Annotated in this window: 18 protein-coding genes; all 18 read right to left on the reverse strand. The window is 65.9% G+C overall.

What is annotated here, in order from left to right:
• Positions 1 to 166 precede the first annotated feature (166 nt).
• Positions 167 to 1,447 carry a cell division protein FtsA gene (ftsA, locus tag OKA11_RS20555; protein ID WP_142632591.1) on the reverse strand — a complete coding sequence of 427 codons (1,281 nt, stop codon included), beginning with the start codon at positions 1,445 to 1,447 and terminating at the stop codon, positions 167 to 169.
• Positions 1,447 to 2,424 (reverse strand): cell division protein FtsQ/DivIB, encoded by a 978-nt coding sequence (locus OKA11_RS20560; RefSeq protein ID WP_267223744.1) that lies wholly within the window; start codon positions 2,422 to 2,424, stop codon positions 1,447 to 1,449. The genes ftsA and OKA11_RS20560 overlap by 1 nt, the downstream gene beginning before the upstream one ends.
• On the reverse strand, positions 2,421 to 3,383 hold the full coding sequence (locus OKA11_RS20565; RefSeq protein ID WP_267223746.1) for a D-alanine--D-alanine ligase: 963 nt from the start codon (positions 3,381 to 3,383) through the stop codon (positions 2,421 to 2,423). The genes OKA11_RS20560 and OKA11_RS20565 overlap by 4 nt, the downstream gene beginning before the upstream one ends.
• On the reverse strand, positions 3,383 to 3,889 hold the full coding sequence (locus tag OKA11_RS20570; RefSeq protein WP_267223748.1) for a DUF4262 domain-containing protein: 507 nt from the start codon (positions 3,887 to 3,889) through the stop codon (positions 3,383 to 3,385). Before OKA11_RS20570 ends, OKA11_RS20565 begins: the two co-directional genes overlap by 1 nt.
• On the reverse strand, positions 3,886 to 4,830 hold the full coding sequence (murB, locus tag OKA11_RS20575) for a UDP-N-acetylmuramate dehydrogenase (RefSeq protein ID WP_267223750.1): 945 nt from the start codon (positions 4,828 to 4,830) through the stop codon (positions 3,886 to 3,888). The genes OKA11_RS20570 and murB overlap by 4 nt, the downstream gene beginning before the upstream one ends.
• Complete coding sequence (murC, locus tag OKA11_RS20580) at positions 4,827 to 6,248, reverse strand: UDP-N-acetylmuramate--L-alanine ligase (protein ID WP_267223752.1); 1,422 nt, start codon at positions 6,246 to 6,248, stop codon at positions 4,827 to 4,829. Before murC ends, murB begins: the two co-directional genes overlap by 4 nt.
• Positions 6,245 to 7,429, reverse strand: a complete 1,185-nt coding sequence (gene murG, locus OKA11_RS20585; RefSeq protein ID WP_267223756.1) for an undecaprenyldiphospho-muramoylpentapeptide beta-N-acetylglucosaminyltransferase — start codon at positions 7,427 to 7,429, stop codon at positions 6,245 to 6,247. Before murG ends, murC begins: the two co-directional genes overlap by 4 nt.
• A complete protein-coding gene (locus OKA11_RS20590) occupies positions 7,426 to 8,625 on the reverse strand; it encodes an FtsW/RodA/SpoVE family cell cycle protein (protein WP_267223758.1) in 1,200 nt (399 codons plus the stop codon). The genes murG and OKA11_RS20590 overlap by 4 nt, the downstream gene beginning before the upstream one ends.
• Before the next feature lie 2 nt (positions 8,626 to 8,627).
• Entirely contained in the window at positions 8,628 to 9,977 is a 1,350-nt protein-coding gene (gene murD / locus OKA11_RS20595) for a UDP-N-acetylmuramoyl-L-alanine--D-glutamate ligase (RefSeq protein WP_267223760.1), read from the reverse strand.
• Between the two features lie 4 nt (positions 9,978 to 9,981).
• Positions 9,982 to 11,052 carry a phospho-N-acetylmuramoyl-pentapeptide-transferase gene (gene mraY / locus OKA11_RS20600; RefSeq protein ID WP_267223762.1) on the reverse strand — a complete coding sequence of 357 codons (1,071 nt, stop codon included), beginning with the start codon at positions 11,050 to 11,052 and terminating at the stop codon, positions 9,982 to 9,984.
• 17 nt (positions 11,053 to 11,069) lie between these two features.
• Positions 11,070 to 12,590 (reverse strand): UDP-N-acetylmuramoyl-tripeptide--D-alanyl-D-alanine ligase, encoded by a 1,521-nt coding sequence (locus OKA11_RS20605; protein WP_267223764.1) that lies wholly within the window; start codon positions 12,588 to 12,590, stop codon positions 11,070 to 11,072.
• A 7-nt stretch (positions 12,591 to 12,597) separates the two neighbouring features.
• Positions 12,598 to 14,061: a UDP-N-acetylmuramoyl-L-alanyl-D-glutamate--2,6-diaminopimelate ligase gene (locus tag OKA11_RS20610; RefSeq protein WP_267223766.1), complete on the reverse strand. Its 1,464-nt coding sequence runs from the start codon at positions 14,059 to 14,061 to the stop codon at positions 12,598 to 12,600.
• 10 nt (positions 14,062 to 14,071) lie between these two features.
• Positions 14,072 to 15,847: a peptidoglycan D,D-transpeptidase FtsI family protein gene (locus OKA11_RS20615; RefSeq protein ID WP_267223768.1), complete on the reverse strand. Its 1,776-nt coding sequence runs from the start codon at positions 15,845 to 15,847 to the stop codon at positions 14,072 to 14,074.
• On the reverse strand, positions 15,844 to 16,401 hold the full coding sequence (locus OKA11_RS20620; protein WP_267223771.1) for a hypothetical protein: 558 nt from the start codon (positions 16,399 to 16,401) through the stop codon (positions 15,844 to 15,846). Before OKA11_RS20620 ends, OKA11_RS20615 begins: the two co-directional genes overlap by 4 nt.
• The gene (rsmH, locus tag OKA11_RS20625) at positions 16,398 to 17,426 is read right to left on the reverse strand and encodes a 16S rRNA (cytosine(1402)-N(4))-methyltransferase RsmH (protein WP_267223773.1); all 1,029 of its coding nucleotides are present in this window, start codon (positions 17,424 to 17,426) and stop codon (positions 16,398 to 16,400) included. Before rsmH ends, OKA11_RS20620 begins: the two co-directional genes overlap by 4 nt.
• Complete coding sequence (locus OKA11_RS20630; RefSeq protein WP_267223775.1) at positions 17,423 to 17,920, reverse strand: division/cell wall cluster transcriptional repressor MraZ; 498 nt, start codon at positions 17,918 to 17,920, stop codon at positions 17,423 to 17,425. Before OKA11_RS20630 ends, rsmH begins: the two co-directional genes overlap by 4 nt.
• A 375-nt stretch (positions 17,921 to 18,295) precedes the next feature.
• Positions 18,296 to 19,135, reverse strand: a complete 840-nt coding sequence (locus OKA11_RS20635) for a motility-associated ABC transporter substrate-binding family protein (RefSeq protein WP_267223777.1) — start codon at positions 19,133 to 19,135, stop codon at positions 18,296 to 18,298.
• 10 nt (positions 19,136 to 19,145) lie between these two features.
• Positions 19,146 to 19,505, reverse strand: coding sequence for a hypothetical protein (locus OKA11_RS20640; RefSeq protein WP_267223779.1), 360 nt, complete (start codon positions 19,503 to 19,505; stop codon positions 19,146 to 19,148).

Here is a 19,505-nt window from a genome sequence, read left to right on the forward strand (position 1 = left end):
CAGCCCGTGCGCGAAGAAATTTACCTTGACTAGTCTGATTGCACGCTTCGCCCGATCGAGGCAAAGCGCGAGACATCTTTGTCCACAGCAGAAACCGCCGTTTGCGGCCAATCGTGCCGGGTTTGCCATGGCCCCTTGCAGGCACGGCGCCCCCTCGCGCGGTCGGTCAAAAGTATTCCCTCAGTGCTCTATAGACGCGATTGATCACCCCCAGGCCCGAATAACTTATTGTCTGCTGACGGTTCTTTCCGAAGGTGCGGATATCGATCGGGTCCGCCGCGGCGTAGAGCACAAGCCCCGCAAGCGTGGAAAAGCCCGGCTTCACGTGCGCTTCGGCAAGGCCCGTCAAGTGCGGCACGCTGCCCACGCGCACCGGCTTGCCCAGCGCGGCCTGCGCATAATCGGCGAGTCCCACCAGTTCCGCACCGCCGCCAGTAAATACCACCTGCTTGCCGCGTTGCGCATTGAAACGCATCACTTTCAGGGCCTTGTTTACTTCCTCCATCAGCAGACCAAGCTGTCCGGTGATGACGCCGATCAGTTCGGCGCGCGGAATGCGGTTCTTGTCGTCGGCATGGCGGGCGATCGGGCCTGCATGTTCCTCGCCCGGTGCGTTGACCGGAATCATCTCACGGTGATCGTGAGGGCTGGCGATGGCCGACCCGTTCACGCACTTCAGGCGCTCCGCCTGGAAACGGCGGATGCCGAAAGCGGACGCGATCGCGTCGGTGATGTCGGCGGAGCCCATCGGGATCGAGATCATGTCGATCAGCAAGCCGTGCGAGTAGACGGCCACGTTCGTCACTTCCGCACCAAATTCGACCAGCGCCACGCCCAGATCGCGTTCTTCGGGGGAAAGGCAGGCCTGCCCCGCCGCAATGGGCGATCCGACAATGGCCTCCACTTCCAGATGCGCGCTCTGCACCGCCTCGGTCAGATTGCGGATCGGCGCGCCGTCGGCGAGCATGATGTGGATGTCCACGCCCAGGCGCTCGGCATGGAGGCCCTTGGGATTGCCCACGCCGTGCGCCCCGTCGAGCCGGTACTGCGCCGGCTGCGCGTGGAGCACCATGCGCCCGTCGGGTTGAATCACCTCCCGCGCGGAAACGAGAAGCTGGTCGATGTCCTCCTGCTCGATCCGGCGGCCGCCGATCTCGGCATCGAACTGGTCGATCCGGCTGGCGAGCCCTGCCCCCGAACAGCCGATCCAGACCTTGGTGACGCTGGTGTCGGCCATCTTCTCAGCCCGGTCGATGGCATCGCGCACGGCATACGTCGCCGCCGCCATGTCAGTGACGTAGCCGCGCTTGATGCCCTGGCTGGCGCGGTGGCCGGAGCCGAGCACGATCATGTCGCCCATTTCGGACATGCCGGCGACGATCGCGGAAATGCGGAACGAGCCGATGTTGACGGCGCCGAATACGCGGGTAATCCGGGGGCCTGCCATCACTGCTCCTCCGCGTCCGCGGGAATAAGGGTCGTTGGCGCCTTTTCGGCGGCCGCCTGACCATGCGGTACGGCACCGGCGCTAGAGGCGATTTCCTGCCCCTCGCCTTCCGGCACGCGCATATAGATGCGGTCCGCCGCGCGCATATCGAACGCCATTACCTTGCCGCCCAGCAGGCGGTTGGTGCCGTCGAGCCGCGCGAAAGTGACCAGCGCGCTTGCCGCCTCCTTGTCGCCTTCCGGCAGGGCAAGCACCTGCCCAGTGCGGAACGTCAGGTTCCAGCGGCGGTTGCCGATCCACTCCGCCTCCTGAACGCCGGGCTGGAGCGCGGGAGCGGCCTGCAGCAGACTGGCAAGCTCCGTCACCTGCTGCCCCGCACCGGGGCCGGAGACGATCAGCTTGCCGCCGGTATCCTTGCGCGAAACCTGCTCCAGTTCATGCCCGGTCTCGTCGATCAACACGAACTGATCGTCCTTGCGCAGTACCGCGTGGGCCTCACGCTCGACGATATCTATCACCAGCGTATCGGGAAGCTGGCGCGAAACGCGCGCGTCCTTCACCCACGAGAGGCCGAGCAGTTCGGCCCGCAAGGCGTCGAGATCGACTTCGGTCATTGCCCGGTCGCGCTCGGCCAGCGCCTTTTCGTAGACCTTCAGCTCGTTGAGGTGCTTCACGCCGCGCACTTCCACGCGCTTCACTTCGAAGCCGGCATCGGCAGAAACCCGCGCGAACTGCGCATTCGCCAGCATCGGCACGCCGGCGGCATTCGCCACCACGCAGGCAAGCGCCACCGCGCCGCCGAGAATGGCGACGAGGAAGATCTTGTGCAGTTGCTCTTCGCTGAACGGCAACCAGGACATCGCCGCGTCCAGCGTCGATCCCGTGGTCGCCTTGGCCTTGCGGACCTTGGCCTTGGTGCCTTGCCGGGCGGCGACTTTCCTTGCGCTCTTCGGCTTGCGCCGGATCGTCTGGCTCATCCGCCCTCCTTGGCCGCCTTGCGGGCGCGCGCATCCTCAAGCGCTTCGGCGATAATCGCCTCGACCAGATCGGGATATTCCATGCCGCAGGCACGGGCCTGTTCGGGCACGAGGCTGAGCGGGGTCATGCCCGGCTGGGTGTTCACTTCCAGCAGGAACAGCCCTTCGACGCCCTGCGTATCATCCCAGCGGAAGTCGGAGCGGCTGGTGCCCTTGCAGCCGAGCAACTGGTGCGCGCGCAGAGCCAGATCCTTGCACGCCGCGGTGATCTCGTCGGGGATCTCGGCCGGGCAGATGTGCTGGGTCATGCCGTCGGTATACTTGGAATCGAAGTCGTAGAAGCCAGACTTGGGCTTGAGTTCAGTAACCAGCAGGGCGCGATCCCCGATCACGGCGGTGGTGAGTTCGAGGCCGCGAATATAGGGCTCGGCCAGCAGGCGGTCGAAGTGCTGCCACGGACCTTCGGTCTCGCGGCCGATCGGGCTGCCGTAATTGCCCTCAGCCGTGACGATGGCGACGCCAACCGACGAGCCTTCGTTGACCGGCTTCAGCACATAAGGACGCGGCAGCGGATCGCGCTCGAAAATCTCGGCGCTCTCGACGATGCGGCCGCCGGGCATCGGAATGCCGTGCGGGACCAGCGCCTGCTTGGTCAGTTCCTTGTCGATGGCAATGACCGAAGTGGCGAGGCCCGAATGCGTATAGGTGAGGCCCATCAGGTCCATCATGCCCTGCACCGTGCCATCCTCGCCCGGCGCACCGTGCAGCGCATTGAACACCACGTCCGGCCTGGCTTCCGCAAGGCGCAGCGCGACATCGCGGTCCATATCAATACGCGTGACCTTGTGGCCCTTGGACTCGAGCGCCTTGGCAACGCCCTCACCGCTCATCAGCGAGACCGGCCGTTCGCTCGACCAACCGCCCATCAGGACCGCGACGTGGAGTTTGGAGAGGGACATCAATGAATACTCGTTTGGTAGAGGGCAGGTTGTTGGGAAATCACGTAATCGTCGCATCCCTCATCCCATGGGAACAGGCCATCAACGGCGCCGGGCCATATTAACTGGTATGCCTGCGTGAGATTGGAGCCATATCGGCTGAGGTGGTGCCACATTGCCGAATTCAGATATTCCCGTTCGATCCTGGCAGGTGGAATGGCCCGGACCGCCACTTCAAAACCTTCAAGAAGGCCTGAAATTCGCACACCGTCCGCAAGAACCAACCCATCATCGCGACACTGCCGCATGACGCCATTGACCATCGCATGCATCAGTTCGCTGGAAAGACCGAAAACGATGACCTCCCCCTGTTCGAGCGAATGCGTGAAGCCGGTCGAATAGGAGAACGCGGGGGCTTCGCCCTCCCCATCGAAAACGTGAGTTACATGGCAACCGAATTGATCGATGTTGTCGAGTATCCGACGCTCGTAATCCGTGATGTTCTCGTCAAGATCCTGCGCGCTCACGGCTTGTCCGCCTGGTTCTGGTTTGGTGCTTCGGCAGACATGCCTACGCGCTGGATTTCCCATTCGAGCGTGACGCCCGACTTTTCCTTGACCCGGCGGCGGACTTCTTCGCCCAGGGCCTCGATATCGCTGCTGGTGGCGTCGGCCACGTTGAGCAGGAAGTTGGTGTGCTTCTCGCTTACTTGCGCGCCGCCCAGGGTCAGGCCGCGACAACCGGCTTCGTCCACCAGAGCCCAGGCCTTGTGGCCTTCCGGGTTCTTGAAGGTCGATCCGCCAGTCTTGCTGCGCAGCGGCTGGCTGGCCTCGCGACTGGCGGAAATGCGGTCCATTTCGGCCTGGATCGCCTCTGGCTCGCCGGGCCGGCCCTTGAAGCGGGCGGAGACGACCACGGCGCCCTCGGGCAGTTCCGAATGACGGTAGGTGTAACCGAGGTCGGCATTGATCAGCGTGACCCGTTCGCCGGAACGCAGGACGACATCGCAATCGACCAGCACATCCTTGACCTCGCCGCCATAGGCGCCGCCGTTCATGCGCACGAAGCCGCCGACCGTGCCGGGGATCGAGCGCAGGAACTCGACACCGGCAATGCCATTGTCGCGCGCGGTCGACGAGACGAGAATGCCGCTGGCGCCGCCGCCGCAGTCCAGCGTCACATCATCCACTTTCGTCACTTTGGCAAAAGGCTTGCCAAGCCGGATGACGACGCCGGGAACGCCGCCGTCGCGCACGATCATGTTGGAGCCGAGGCCCAGCGCCATGACCGGCACCGCAGGATCGAGATCGCGCAGGAACGCCTGCAGGTCGGCCAGGTCCTTCGGCTCGAACAGCCACTGCGCCGCGCCGCCCGACTTGAACCAGACGAGCGGGGCCAACGGCGCATCCGCCGTCAGCTTGCCGCGCACGTCAGGAAGGCCCTCGAAAAGGTTGGCGAGCGGGCTCAAGCAGTCCTCCGCTTGACCACGGCATCGGCGAGCCCTGCCGCCCACTTGGTGATGTCGCCCGCGCCGAGGCAGACGACCATGTCGCCCGGCTGGATCGAGGTTGCCAGTGCATCGGCCAGCGCGTCCGGCCCGGCGATGACTTGCGCGGAACGATGCCCGCGCGCCTTCATGCCGGAGACCATGTGATCGGAATCGACGCCTTCGATCGGCTGCTCGCCCGCCGCGTAGACCGGCGCGGCATAGACCACGTCGGCATCGTTGAACGCGCCTTCGAAGTCATCCATGTGATCGCGCAGGCGCGTGAAGCGGTGCGGCTGAACCACGGCGATGACGCGGCCCTTCACGCCTTCGCGCGCAGCGGCCAGCACCGCGCGGATTTCCACCGGGTGGTGGCCGTAATCATCGATCACCGTCACGCTGCCGCCCTCGACCGCGATCTCGCCGACCTTGGTGAAGCGGCGCTTCACGCCGCCGAACTTGGAGAAGCCGGTCTGGATGCAGGCGTCCGAGCAGCCCATCTCCACCGCAACGCCAATGGCGGCGAGCGCGTTCTGGACGTTGTGGCGGCCCGGCATCGGCAGTTCGATGCCCTCGATCCGGCGGAACGAGCCGTCCCGCTGGCGCAGCGCCACGTCGAAGCGGTTGCCGCCCGGAACCGGCGTCACGTTCTCGCCGCGAATGTCGGCCTGTGCGGAGAAACCGTAAGTGACCACGCGGCGGTCGCGCACCTTGGGGATCACCGCCTGCACTTCGGGGTGATCGATGCAGAGCAGCGCACAGCCGTAGAACGGCACGTTCTCGATGAATTCGACGAAGGCGTCCTTCACCTTGTCGAACGAGCCGTAGTGGTCGAGGTGCTCGGGATCGATGTTCGTCACGACGGCGATGGTGCCGTCCAGACGCAGGAACGAACCGTCGCTCTCGTCCGCTTCCACGACCATCCAGTCGCTTTCGCCAAGGCGCGCGTTGGAACCGTAGGCATTGATGATGCCGCCGTTGATCACCGTGGGATCAACCCCGCCCGCATCGAGCAGCGCGGCCACCAGCGAGGTCGTGGTGGTCTTGCCGTGGGTGCCGGCCACCGCAACGGTGTTCTTGAGGCGCATCAGTTCGGCCAGCATCTCGGCCCGGCGCACCACCGGGATGCGGTGTTCGAGCGCGTAGACCACTTCCGGGTTCTCACGCTTCACGGCGGTGGAGGTGACGACCACCGCCGCGCCTTCGACGTTCTCGGCCGCATGGCCGATCATGACCTTGATGCCGCGCTGGCGCAGGCCTTCGACGACATAGCCCTCGGCGATGTCCGAGCCCTGCACGGCATAGCCCAGGTTATGCATCACCTCGGCAATGCCGGACATGCCGATGCCGCCGATGCCGACGAAGTGGATCGTGCCGATGTCGGTGCCGACGCCCTTCACGCCGCACCTCCCTTGCATGCGAGGGCTTCCCCGCTCTTGACGGGCACGGTCTTGTCCATTCGAATTACGTCCATGATCGGGCTGGTACCGAAGCTTTCTACAAGGTCGGCAAGGTCGCTGGCGGCATTGGGATAGCCGCAGTTCCACGAGGCGTGCGCCGCGTTGGCCAGGGTTTCGGGGTGCAGCGCCATAGCCTGGATCTGCTTGGCGAGAGCCGCCGCGGTAAAGCTTTCCTGACGGATCGCGCGCGCGCCGCCGGCCGCCACGATCTCGCGCGTATTGGCCGCCTGGTGATCGTCGGTGGCAATGGGCAAGGGGATCAGGATCGCGGGACGGCCAACCGCCGTCAGTTCCGCGATCGTCGATGCGCCGGAACGACCGATGAAGAGATGGGCCCCGGCCAGACGCTCGGCCATGTCTTCGAAATAGGTCGCCAGTTCGGCGGGGATGCCATGGCTGGCATAGCGGGCGCGAACCGCCTCGATATCCTCGGGACGGCACTGCTGGATCACCTGCAGGCGCGAGCGCAGCGCCGGGGGCAGCATGGCAAGGCCGTCAGGCACCACTTCGGAAAGCACGCGCGCGCCCTGGCTGCCGCCGGTGACGAGGATGCGCAGCAGGCTGTCTTCGCCAAATTCCGGGAACGGCGCATCGCGCAGCGCCAGCACTTCATCCCGCACCGGATTACCGACCAGCGTGACCTTGCCGGAGAGCTTGGGGTCGAGCCGGTCGACCTGAGCGAAGGCGGTGGCGATGGCGTCGACCTTGCCCGCGAAGTAGCGGTTCACGCGGCCAAGCACCGAGTTCTGCTCATGCAGGATCGTCGGCAGGCGGGCCGAACGCGCGGCCAGCATCGTCGGTAGCGCCGGGTAGCCACCGAAGCCGATCACGGCGGTGGGCTGGAAGCTTTCGAACAGGCGCAGCGCCATGCGCTTGCCTTCGAGGATCCCGCGCAGGCCCTTCAGCCAGTTCAGCGGATTTTTCCCGGCAATGCGCCCTTGCGGCAGTACGTGCGCCGGCAGGTAATCGGGCTTGCCCGGAATCGCGGCGCCGCGCTCATCGGTGATGAGCGCGACGTGATGCCCGCGGCGATCCAGTTCGGCCGCCAGCGCGAAGGCGGGGATGAGGTGTCCGCCCGTCCCGCCCGCGGCAAGAACGTAGTGGCGGCTGACCAGACTCATGAAGAAACGTCTCCGATGGCACGCAGCGAGAAGCCCTCGCGCTTGATGAAGGGGTTGCGCCGCGTGATTGCGAGGAGAAGCCCAACCGTCAAGCACATGGCGACAGTCGACGAGCCGCCGTAGCTGACCAGCGGCAGGGTCATGCCCTTCGAGGGGAAAAGCTGCAGGTTGACGAGGATGTTGATGAAGGCCTGCCCGCCGAACTGCGAGGCGATTCCCGAAGCCGCCAACACCGTGAAGAGATCTTCCTCCTCGGTCAGGCGCATCATCACCCGCACCAGCAGCGCGAGATAGAGGCACACGATCACCATACAGGCGATCAGGCCGAATTCCTCCCCGATGACCGAGAAGATATAGTCGGTATGCGCCTCGGGCAGCGCCATCTTGCGGATACCCATCCAAAAGCCCTGCCCGAACCAGCCGCCGTTCAGCAGCGTACGCTGGGCAAGGTCCACCTGGTCAAAGGCATTGCCGCCCGACAGGAACGAATCGATGCGATTGCGGCCGTTGGCATAAGTGAAATACATCAAGACGATGCCCGCCACGCCCGCGCCCGCGAACATGCCAATGCGCTTCAGGGGAATACCCGCCAGCAGGATCATCACGAAGAACGTGCCGGAAAACAGCATCGTCGAACCAAAGTCCGGCTGCGCCATCAGCAAGGCACCGATGAGCCCCATCAGGCAGAAGCAGATCGCCACCACCGGAATGTTGGGATCGCGCGCGCGCCAGGAGAGTATCCACGCCAGCAGGATCGGGAAACCGGTGCCGAGGAACTGCGAGGGCTGGAGAGAGATGCCAAAGTGCAGCCAGCGCTTGGCGCCGTTCACTTCGGAGCCGACCACCGGCACCAGCAGCAAGCCGAAGATCATCATGCCCGCGATCAGGATGCCAAGCCGCCGCGCACTGTCCTTCGACAGGCTGGATGCCCAGAACATCGCGCAGAGACCCACGAACTGCCAGCGCAAGTGCAGCCAGAAGAAGTAGAGCGCAGGCAGTCGCTCATGCGCGGTCGACAGGCGGCGCGCACTCGCGGGCGAACCGGCGGCAACGGCAATCGCGCCGATCCCCATCAGGATCAGCACGAGAGCCAGAAACGTACGGTCGATCTCCTGCCACCAGATCGCCAGCTGGCCGCGGCGATTGCGGTTGTAGCGGACGTTGGCGGGCGTGTTCCCCGGCGCGGTCGTGGCCATGCCTAGCGCTTCTCCTCGGCGACCGCCGCTTCCCCCTGGGTTTCCAGCAAGGCCTCGACGATCTGGCGGAAGGCCAGTCCGCGCGCTTCATAGTCGCGGAACTGGTCGAAGCTGGCACAGGCGGGCGAGAGCATGACGACGTCGCCGGGGACAGCCGAGGCCATGGCTTCACGGATGGCCTCGGCCATCATCTCGCTGCGGTGGACACGCGTATGGGGCGCGAGGATCTCGGCAAAGCGCGGACCGGCATCGCCGATCGTGTAGGCGGCCGCGATGTTGCCGAAGAACGGCGCGCACTCGTCAAGGTCGTCGCCCTTGGGCAGACCACCGAGAATCCAGTGGATGCGCGGGTTTGGAGCGGGCGGGAAAGCGGCAATGGCAGGCGCTGCCGAGGCCGGGTTGGTCGCCTTGGAATCGTTGACGTAGAGAACGCCGTTGAACTTGGCCACGCGTTCCATGCGGTGCGGCAGGCCACGAAACTTGCGCAGCGCCGGCTTCCACTTGGCGGCCGGGATGCCCAGCGCCTCGACAATGGCGACGGCAACGGCCGCGTTCTGCAGGTTGTGCGGCCCCTGCAGCGAAGGCCAGTTCTTCTGGAGCGCGGCGATCTCGTGCCCATCCACCTCGCGCACGAGGCCCGGCTCCCGGCGCGCGCTTTCGGCGGTAGCAATATCGGCGGTTTCCGCATCGCCCTTGCCGAACACGCCCGGACGCGCCGCCCCCTGCATCGCGAAGAGCCGCGCCTTGGAAGCGGCATAACCGGCAAAGTTCTCGTATCGATCGAGGTGATCGGGCGTGATGTTGAGCAACGCCGCCACATCGCAATCAAGGCTGCGCGTCAGGTCAATCTGGTAGCTCGACAGCTCGAGCACATAGACACCGCCCTCAGGCAACGGCTCGGCGGACAGCACCGGCACGCCGATATTACCGCCGACCCGCGCGTCGACCCCCGCCGACTTGAGCAAGTGCTGGACCAACGCCGTCGTCGTCGACTTGCCATTGGTTCCGGTGATGCCGACCACGCGGTGCGCGGGCAGGCTCGCACGGGCGAGCGCAAAGAGTTCGATGTCGCCGATCACCGGCACGCCGTAGCGGCGCGCGGCTTCGGCGATGGGATGGGTGTTGAGCGGAATGCCCGGCGAGACGACGACGCCGTCATATCCGGTGAGGTCCGCGGTGACCGGATCGGCGAGTTCGACACGCCCCGCCATCTGCTGGCGCGGCTCGTCGCGCGCATCCCAGGCCATGACGTGCGCGCCGCTGGCCAGCAGGGTTTCCACGGCGGCAAGGCCCGAGCGCGCGAGGCCGAGGATCGCGTACCGTTTTCCGGCAAAGGCGGGTGAGACGATCACGCGCTTATCGCAGCTTGAGCGTGGACAGCCCGATCACCGCAAGGACGATCGAGATGATCCAGAAACGGATGACGACGGTCGATTCCTTCCAGCCCTTCTGTTCGAAGTGGTGGTGGATCGGCGCCATGCGGAACACCCGGCGACCGGTGCGCTTGAACCAGAAGACCTGGATGATCACCGAGGCCGCCTCGAGCACGAAGAGCCCGCCGACAATCGCCAGCACGATCTCGTGATGCGCGGCGACCGCGATGCAGCCCAGGGCGCCGCCAAGCGCGAGGCTGCCGGTATCGCCCATGAACACGGCGGCAGGCGGCGCGTTGAACCACAGGAAGGCAAGGCAGGCGCCGATGATCCCGGCACAGAAAACCGCCAGTTCACCGGCACGCGGCACATGCGGAATGCCCAGGTAGGTCGCATAGTCGACGCGGCCGGCGAGGTAGCAGATGATCGCGAAAGTTCCCGCCGCGATGATGACCGGCATCGTCGCGAGGCCGTCGAGCCCATCGGTGAGGTTCACGGCATTGCCCGCGCCGACGATCACGAAGGCAGCAAAGACGTAGTAGAACGGCCCCAAGGGAATGTAGCGTCCCGAGAGAAACGGCACATAGAGGTTGGTATTGAGCTGGCTGACGATGATGTAGGCGGCGATGCCCGCCACCACGAACTCCAGCGCCAGACGCAGCTTGCTGGAAAGGCCTGCGGTCGAACGCTTGGACACCTTGTCGTAGTCATCGAGGAAACCGATGATTCCGAAGCCCACGGTCACGAAGATGCAGGCCCAGACGAACGGGTTCGTCATGTCCATGAACAGGATCATGGCACTGACCAGCGCGGTCAGGATCATCAGACCGCCCATGGTCGGCGTGCCGCGCTTGGCGAGGTGGCTCTGCGGGCCATCCTCGCGGATCGGCTGCCCCTTGCCCTGCCGGACTCGCAGCATGTTGATGAAGCGCGGACCGATCAGCAGGCCAAGGCCCAGCGCCGTCATCAGCGCCGCGCCGGAACGGAACGACTGGTAGCGGAAGAGGTTGGACAGCCCCTCGAAGTGGAACCATTCTGCGATCAGATACAGCATCTTGCGGGGGAGCCCCCCTACCCTTCCTGTTTACCGAGTTCCGTTACCAGAGAAGCCAGGCCAACCGAGTTCGAGCCCTTGACCAGGATCACGTCGCCCTGCTCCAGCCCGAACGCGCGTAGCGCATCGGCAGCTTCCCGCACAGTCAGGCAATGCGCGAAGGGCACGCCCTTGCCAAGCGGAACGCTGTCCGTTTTCCCCGATTCCGGGGATTTTGAAGCATTCGCAGGCACATCGGCCAGAATGTCGGCGAGGGGACCCATCTCGCCCCCCACCAGAACCGCATAATCGACCTTGGCCGCAGCCAGCGGCACCGCAAGGTCCGCGTGGAAGGCCGGGCCGTGCTCACCCAGTTCCTTCATCGACCCCAGTACCGCGATCCGCCGCGCAGCGGGCGTACGGCCCAGCTGCTCCAGCGTCGCCCGCATGGAGGCGGGATTGGCGTTGTAGCTCTCGTCAATGAGCAGAGCGCGGCGGCGGCCCTCGGCGTCGGGAGCCCCGCCCGGAACGTCGATCTGGAGCCGCGCACCGCGTCCCGGCAACCCGCCCATCTCGGCGAGCGCCACGCCGGCGGCACCAAGGTCGCCCTTGACCGCGCGTACCGCGGCCATGACCGCAAGCGAATTGATCACGTGATGCTCGCCCGGCGTCGCCACCGTGTAGCAGACCCGGCGGTCGCGCATGTCCACCGTCACCAGCGAGCCGCCGCCGATGGCCGGAACCGTATCGAGCAGGCGCACACCCGCATCGGCCGCCTTGCCGAACGAGACGACCTCGACGCCGAGCGCCTCGGCGGCTTCCTTCAGGCGATGGAAATAGGGGCTGTCGGCCGGAATCACGGCAATCCCGCCAGGCTCCAGCCCCTCGAAAATCTCGGCTTTGGCGTCGGCGATCGCCTCCATCGACCCCAGCATCTCGATATGCGCGGGCGCGATGGTGGTGATGACCGCCACGTTGGGGCGCACCTGACGGGTCAGCGCGGCGATCTCGCCGGCATGGTTCATGCCCATCTCGAAAATGCCGAAACGGGCACGCGAGGGCATGCGTGCAAGGCTGAGCGGCACCCCCACGTGGTTGTTGTAGCTCTTCACCGAACGGTGCGCGTCGCCGCGGCTCGCGCGCTCCAGCGCGTCGAAGATCGCCTCCTTGACGCCGGTCTTGCCGACCGATCCGGTGACGCCGATGATCGGGCCGCGCGCCCGGGCACGCGACGCCGCGCCGAGCCGCTCCAGCGCCTGGGTCGTATCCTCGACCAGAATGTGCGGGCCGTCGACCGGCCGGTCCACCACCGCCGCACCCGCGCCTTTGGCGAAAGCGCCTTCCACGAAGCGATGGCCGTCCATCGCCTCGCCCTTCAGGGCAAAGAACAAGTCGCCCCGCTGGACATCGCGGCTGTCGATCTCGACACCGGAGACGGTGAAATCGCCGCTCGCCCTACCCTGCATCACCCGCGCGAGTGTGGCCGAATCCCACAGCGCCTGGGTCAAGTCCTCGACCGCTTCAACGGGCCATTCGAGAATCCGGGCGTGAGCGTTCATGGCATTCCTACCTTCCAACCGTACCGGCCATTTCCCTGGCAACGGTAACGTCGTCGAATGGCAGCACGCGAACAGAGTCGCCGCTGCCGATGATTTGCCCCTGTTCGTGCCCCTTTCCTGCAACGAGGACGATGTCCCCGCGCCTGGCTTCGGCCACGGCCGCGCGGATCGCCTCGCGCCGGTCGCCGATTTCGCGCCCTTTGCCGTCCATGCCGGCAAGCACCATGGCGCGGATCGCGGCGGGGTCTTCGCCGCGCGGGTTGTCGTCGGTGACGATGGCGAGGTCTGCCCCCTCTGCCGCCACCTTGCCCATTTCGGGGCGCTTGCCCTGATCGCGGTCGCCGCCCGCGCCGAACACCACGATCAGACGTCCTTCAACGTGTGGTCGAAGCGCGGCAATCGCCGCCTCCAGTGCATCGGGGGTATGCGCATAGTCGACATAGACCGGCGCGCCAACCGGAGAGATGGCCGCCCGCTCCAGGCGTCCGCGCACGGTGACGAGGCGCTTCAGTGCATCAAAAGTCGTATGGGCTTCACCACCCGTCGCCAGCACCAGCCCTGCTGCGACCAATGCATTGGCGGCCTGATAAGCACCAATGAGCGGCAGCTCGAGCACGCGGGATTTCCCGTCATGCTCGAGCTCCAGCTTCTGGCCGAGTCCGCCCGGCGTGCGACCCGAGAGGCGGATGCTGGTGCCATTGGCACCCACGGTGAAAACCTTGAGCCCACGCTGTTCAGCCTGGGCAATCGCCTTGGCCGACCATTCGTCGTCAGCCCAGATCACGGCCGTGCCGCCATCGACGACCACTTCGTCGAACAGGCGCATCTTGGCCGCGAAATAGTCGTCCATGTCGGCGTGGTAATCGAGATGGTCGCGCGAGAGGTTGGTGAAGGCGCCCGCGGCCACGCGCGGACCTTCGATCCGGTATTGCGAGAGGCCGTGGCTCGATGCCTCATAGGCCACGTGAGACACGCCCTCGCGCGCCAGACCGGTCAGGTTCGCCAGGAACGTGACGATATCGGGCGTGGTGAGACCGGTCGAAACCGTCTCGTCGCTGGTGGTGATGCCAAGCGTGCCGATGGACGCCGCACGGTGGCCGGCCATGCGCCAGATCTGGCGGGTCAACTCGACCGTAGAGGTCTTGCCATTGGTGCCGGTGACGGCCACCAGCGTTTCGGGCACCGGCTGATAGAACGGCGCGGCCAGGCGTGCGAACAGGTGGCGCGGCTCATCGGCGGCGAAGTGGATCGCACCTTCGACGCTGGCCTCAGGGCTGGCGACAATGGCCACTGCACCGGCCTCGATGGCGGCGGCGATATAGTCCTCGCCGTTGAACCGGGCGCCCTTGAAGGCACCGAAGACGGTTCCGGGCGCAACCTTGCGGTGATCGATGGCAAAACCCGTGACATTCACGTCCGCGCCTGCCGGGGCAGCAATGTCAGCAGCAGCGCAGAGGGTATTCAGCTTCATTCGTCAGGGCTCACTCTTCAGCACCACCAGCCGGGATCAGCGGCTTGAGGTCGGAAACGTCGATATCGCGGGTCTCGTCGGGCATGATGCCCAGCAGGGGCCCGATGCGGGGCACCACGCGCTGGATCACGGGCGCGGCGTTCCAGGCGGCGGTGCGCTGGAACGAGGTCGCCTCGGTGCCCTGCGGTTCGTCCATCATGGCAATGACGACATAGCGCGGGCGGTCCATCGGGAACGCGGCGGCGAACGTGGCGATCAGCGAGTGGTGGCGATAACCGCCCGCCCCCGGCTTTTCGGCCGAACCGGTCTTGCCGCCCACGCGGAAGCCGGGCGCGTCAGCCTTGCGGCCGGTGCCGTAGGACACGATCATGCGCAGAAGCTGGCGGATTCGCGCGCTGGTGGCGGCGGTGAAGACGCGACGCCCGGCAGGAATCTGCGCGGCGTCGAGCTTCTTGAGCGTCGCCGGGCGCCAGATGCCGCCATTGACCAGCGCCGCATAAGCCGAAGCGAGATGCAGCGGCGTCACCGCGATGCCGTGGCCGTAGGACACTGTCATCGTGCGCAGGCGCGGCCAGTCACCGCGCGGCCAGAGCGGGAAGCCGCGAGCGGGAAGCTCGACGTAAGGGCGCTCGTTCATGGCGAGCGATTCCATCGTCTTCTTCAGCCGCACGCCGCCCAGTTCATCGGCGATCTGCGCGGTGACGACGTTCGACGAATGGATCAGCGTTTCCAGCACGTTGAGCGAAGAGCCGTAGTTGTGCAAATCGTGGATCGTGAAGCCGGCCACGTGCAGCGGCGCGGCTGACCAGCGGCGACGCAGATCGGTGATCGTGCCCGCATCGAGCGCGGCGGCCACGGTGATCGGCTTGAACGTCGAACCCAGCTCGTAAACCTGGTTGGTCACGCGGTTGAACCCGTGGGGCACGTCGCCTTGCGCTGCCTGTTCGGGCGTGATCATCAGGTCCGAAGGCTGGACATGGTTGGGATCGAACGAAGGCAGCGAGGCAAGTCCGAGGATCTCGCCCGAATCGACGTCGAGAATAACACCGGCCGCGCCCTTGGCCTTGCTCAGCGCCATGCCGCGCGCCAGTTCTTCCTCCAGCGCGCTCTGCACCCGGAAGTCGATCGACAGCACCGAGGGATGCGCGCGGCCTTCGGCGCTGGTGAGCTGCTTGTCGAACGCCTCCTCCATGCCGACCTGGCCCTTGCCGTACGTATCGACATAGCCCAGCACCGATGCCGCCAGCGAGCCTTGCGGATAGTAGCGGGTGGCCTCCATCGGATATTCGAGCGCCGGTTCGCCGAGGGCGTGAACCTTGTTGGCGTCTTCCGGCAGGATCGTCTTGCGCAGATAGCCCGGCTTGTCCGAGCGCAGCTTGGCGATCAGTTCGGCGCGGTTCAGATCGGGGAAGATGCGGATCAACCCGTCAGCCACCTGTTCGGGCGTGTGGATCAGGGCCGAGCCTTCGCTCATCGCCTTGGGATTGAACCACAGCGAATACGTGTTGAACTCGCGCGCCAGCGGCACGCCGTTACGGTCGACGATCTCGCCGCGGTGGGGCACCAGCAGGCCCGAAAGGTCGCCGTCACGGCCGCCAGGGCCCGTGATGCCCAGCCAGCAGATCCGCGTCAGCGCCAAGCCTCCCACGAGTGCGAAGACCCCCAGAATCCACAAGGTGCGCAGCTTGGCGACAAGCAGCGAACGCTGCCTGACGTTCACCAGCTTGCGGCGCCCGGTGGAGACCATCGTGGGGATCGCGCCCGTGGAGAAGGCGGGTGCGTTCACTGCTGCGACGCCTCCGCCACTTCGATGCGCGCCAGGCGCTTGCCGAGGTCGGAAGCATTGCGCAGCATTTCCTCACGCTCGGGATCGCGGCTCTTCTCGCCCGCGCCGGAACGGTGGGACGGCGTGGCTGCATGCGCGGGATCGACCGGCGAGACCATCGCCAGCAGGCCGCCGCCCTGCGCCTGGTCCTGCTCCTGCGATGCCCCCTCGTCCGAGGCATTGGCATAGCGGATCGGCTGCGGCGCGCCCGGCCCCATCGGCTTGCCCAGCGCGGCAAGCTGGCGCTCGCCCTCGATGTACTGAGCGGCGGACGGCGCCTTGTAACCGAACTCCAGATCGTTGAGCTGGTTCAGCGCCTGCTGGTTGGAGCGGGTCTGGAACTCGGTCTCGAGGAAGTTGATCGACTGCTGCACGCGCACGATCCGGTTCTCGGTATCGTGCACCTGGCTTTTCACCGCATTGACCCGGAGCGTAAGGGCGATCGTCGCCGCGCCGCAGACCAGCAGCACCGAAATCCACCCGATCGAATGGACGCGGTCTCGCGTGAGGTTCATGCTGCACTCCTGTCGTTGCTTCGGCGCGTCGTGCCTTTGGGCGCCTTCTGGGGGGCTTGGGTTCGCACGGCGCTACGCAGCGTGGCCGAGCGGGAGCGGGGATTGGCCTCAAGCTCGGCCTCGCCGGGGCGGATCGCCTTGGACAGCGTCTCGAATGTCGGCTGCATGCCGCCGCCCACTTGCGGCAGGTGACGCGAGGTGCTGGTGCCCTGCCCCGCGGCATCGCGCAGGAAGCGCTTCACCATGCGGTCCTCAAGGCTGTGGAAGGTCACGACGGCCAGCCGCCCGCCTTCGCGCAGCACCGCTTCGGCGCCCGAGAGGCACTGCTCCAGTTCGTCCAGTTCGCCGTTCACGTGGATACGGATCGCCTGGAAGGTGCGGATCGCCGGATCCTTGGGCGCATTGCTGCCCTTGTAGGCCGGGTTGTAGCCCAGCGCCTTGCGCACCGCGCGGGCAAGCTCGGCGGTGGTCGTCAGCGGACGCGCGGCCACGATGGCGCGGGCCACCCGGCGCGACTGGCGCTCTTCGCCGTACTGGAACAGCACGTCGGCGATCTCCGCTTCATCCCCTTCGTTGACGAAGTCGGCGGCCGAGCGCCCGTCCTGGCTCATGCGCATGTCCAGCGGTCCGTCGGCGCCGAACGAGAAGCCCCGCTCCGCCTGATCGAGCTGCATGGAGGAAACGCCGATATCCATGACGACGCCGTCGACCTGGTCGACTCCGGCTTCTTCAAGCCCCTCGACGATTTCCGAGAAGCGGCGGGCGTGCAACACGAGACGCGGCGGGCTGAGGTCCAGCTCGGGCCATTTTCCACGGTTTTCCTCGATCGCGGCAATCGCGTCGGGATCACGGTCGAAAGCATGGACCGTCGCCCCCGCATCAAGCAGACGGCGGGTGTAGCCACCCGCTCCCAGCGTGCAGTCGACGATGACGTCGCCGCCCTGGGGGTTCAGGGCGGCGACGACCTCCTCAAGGAGCACGGGCACATGAGGGGTACCCTCTGGAATCGTGCGCGATCCGGTCATTTGCGGCCTGCTTTCGCCAGATCCTTGGCGGCAAGGCTCTTGCAGGCGGTCTGCGCCGCCTTCCAGCTATCGTCCATTTCGTAGAGGCTTTCGGGCGACCACACGGTGAAGAAACGACCGTTGCCGCGGAAGTAGAGTTGATCGGTCACGCCGGCGAGCGCGGCGAGGTCTTCGGGCAGGACGAAACGGCCCGAACCATCGAAGGGCACTTCGTAGGAGGCGTAAATATCGCTGGCGCGCTTGTCGGCATCGAAGTCCTTGCCGGCGCGGATCGCCATATCCTGCTGCTCCTTGAGTTCGTCCTCGAACTCCTCGATGCGCGACAGGCCGAAGCCCACGAGGCAGGGCCAGCGGTCGTGGGTGGTGAGGCAGAGCAGGTCCTTGCCGCTCGATTCGCGCACGGTGGGGCGGAAGGCGTTGGGCAGCACGAAACGGTTCTTGTCGCGTAGCAGCGAGAAGCCCTGTCCGTTGTAGATGAATGGCCGCCCCGCCATGACGCTGCCGCTTTGCCCCTTCGTACCCTGTTCAGACCGCAGAACCGGCCAGCCTCCTCGGTGCCCCGAGCCCTTCCCGGAAACGACCGATCCCGCCCCCGCCGCCAATGCAGCAGGGCCCGGCCCCTGCTGACACAGGGACACGGCGAGACTCAGCCATTCCGATTGCGTGCCTTTGTATCGCGGGACAGGCGGGGATAAAAGGGAAATTTGGGGATTGGTGGGAATATCGACCCGTAATTACCCCAGGTCACCGCACTACGCAGTTCTACGGGGATCACCCATCAACCACGTATTAACCCTGTAACCAGCTGTTTTCAGGAAAAATATGACCCGCAATGGCCCGTATCGCGGCGCCTCCCTAGGGCCTTGCCGTCAATCCCCACTTTCCGCACGGGAAAGCAGGCGGGAAAGCAGATCACGCCGGTCGGCCAATGGAACCCCGGCATCCGGGTCCTCGAACAAGGCGGCATCCGCCAATGCAAGGACCTTGCCCCGCCCCAGAACACAGTCGGCAAGAATTGCCGAGGATTCGAGACGACAGCGCGCCAAGGCATCCCCGCTTTTCCCCGATCGTGCATTCGGCGCCGCGATCCCGTGATTTCCCCGATCGGGGAATCCATCCCCGGAATTCCCCAATAGGTGGAATCGTCCCGGTAGGTTCACCGGCAAGGAGCCTTCCCTAAGTCGGACCAGACGCTCTCCGGCGGACTGCGTCCCATCGAACTCCAATACCAAGCCCCAATGCGCCAGGATCGGCGAGAGCATCGCCAGATCGACGGGGCGCCGCGGATCCCCCAGGGCATAGCGCGAAGCCTGCGTCAGCATGGGATCGGCAAACAGCAGCAAGTGCCCGCCCCCGCGCACCCAGGCGTCGAGCGCCAGATTCTCTTGCGGCGACAGGGCACGAGGCTGGATCATCACCAGCAGGGCATCGTCCGGAAGCGGTAGCTGCCCATCCTTGCCGGCAAGCGTATCGAGCGGGGTCAGCTGCCCATGCTCAGCCAGCAAGCCCCCTGCCCAGGATGGCTTCGCATCCGCTGCCAGCAGTTCCCTGGGATCATCACTCTCCGCCCAGAGCAACGGGAGGCTGGTGGAAAGGCCGATATGCCGCTGCGCCGCCTCACCCCGCCCCGCGTCGGAACCACAGCCCGCGAGCATGGCGCAGAGCAGCCCGACACCGGCCAGCCCGAATCCCAGGCCGCGGGACGACACGGCAGCCTGCCTACTGCGTGGCGAGCGGCGCAGGTCCGGCGCTGTCGAGCGAACCATCGGTGGCATTGGGCGTCGGCGAGGCCTCGGGCGAGGGAATGACGCCGATGTCGGCCAGCGGATCGGCGACCGGCCGCTTGGGCTTGGCATCGACCGCCACCACGTCGCGGATCGGATCCTCGGCATCGACGAGACGCGCGCGGTCCATGATGATATTTGCGAGCCCGACGATCAGCAGCATCGCGCAGAGCCCGAACAGGCCCACCTGCAGGCGGTGGACCGCCTGCGCACGCAACTCGCGCGAAGACGGCGGCACGAAGTGCTGCGCGGTCGCGACCGGTTCGATCAGATTGGGCGGAATGTTTCCTGCCAT

The organism is Novosphingobium clariflavum, assembly GCF_026420865.1.
Lineage (GTDB): Bacteria > Pseudomonadota > Alphaproteobacteria > Sphingomonadales > Sphingomonadaceae > Novosphingobium > Novosphingobium clariflavum.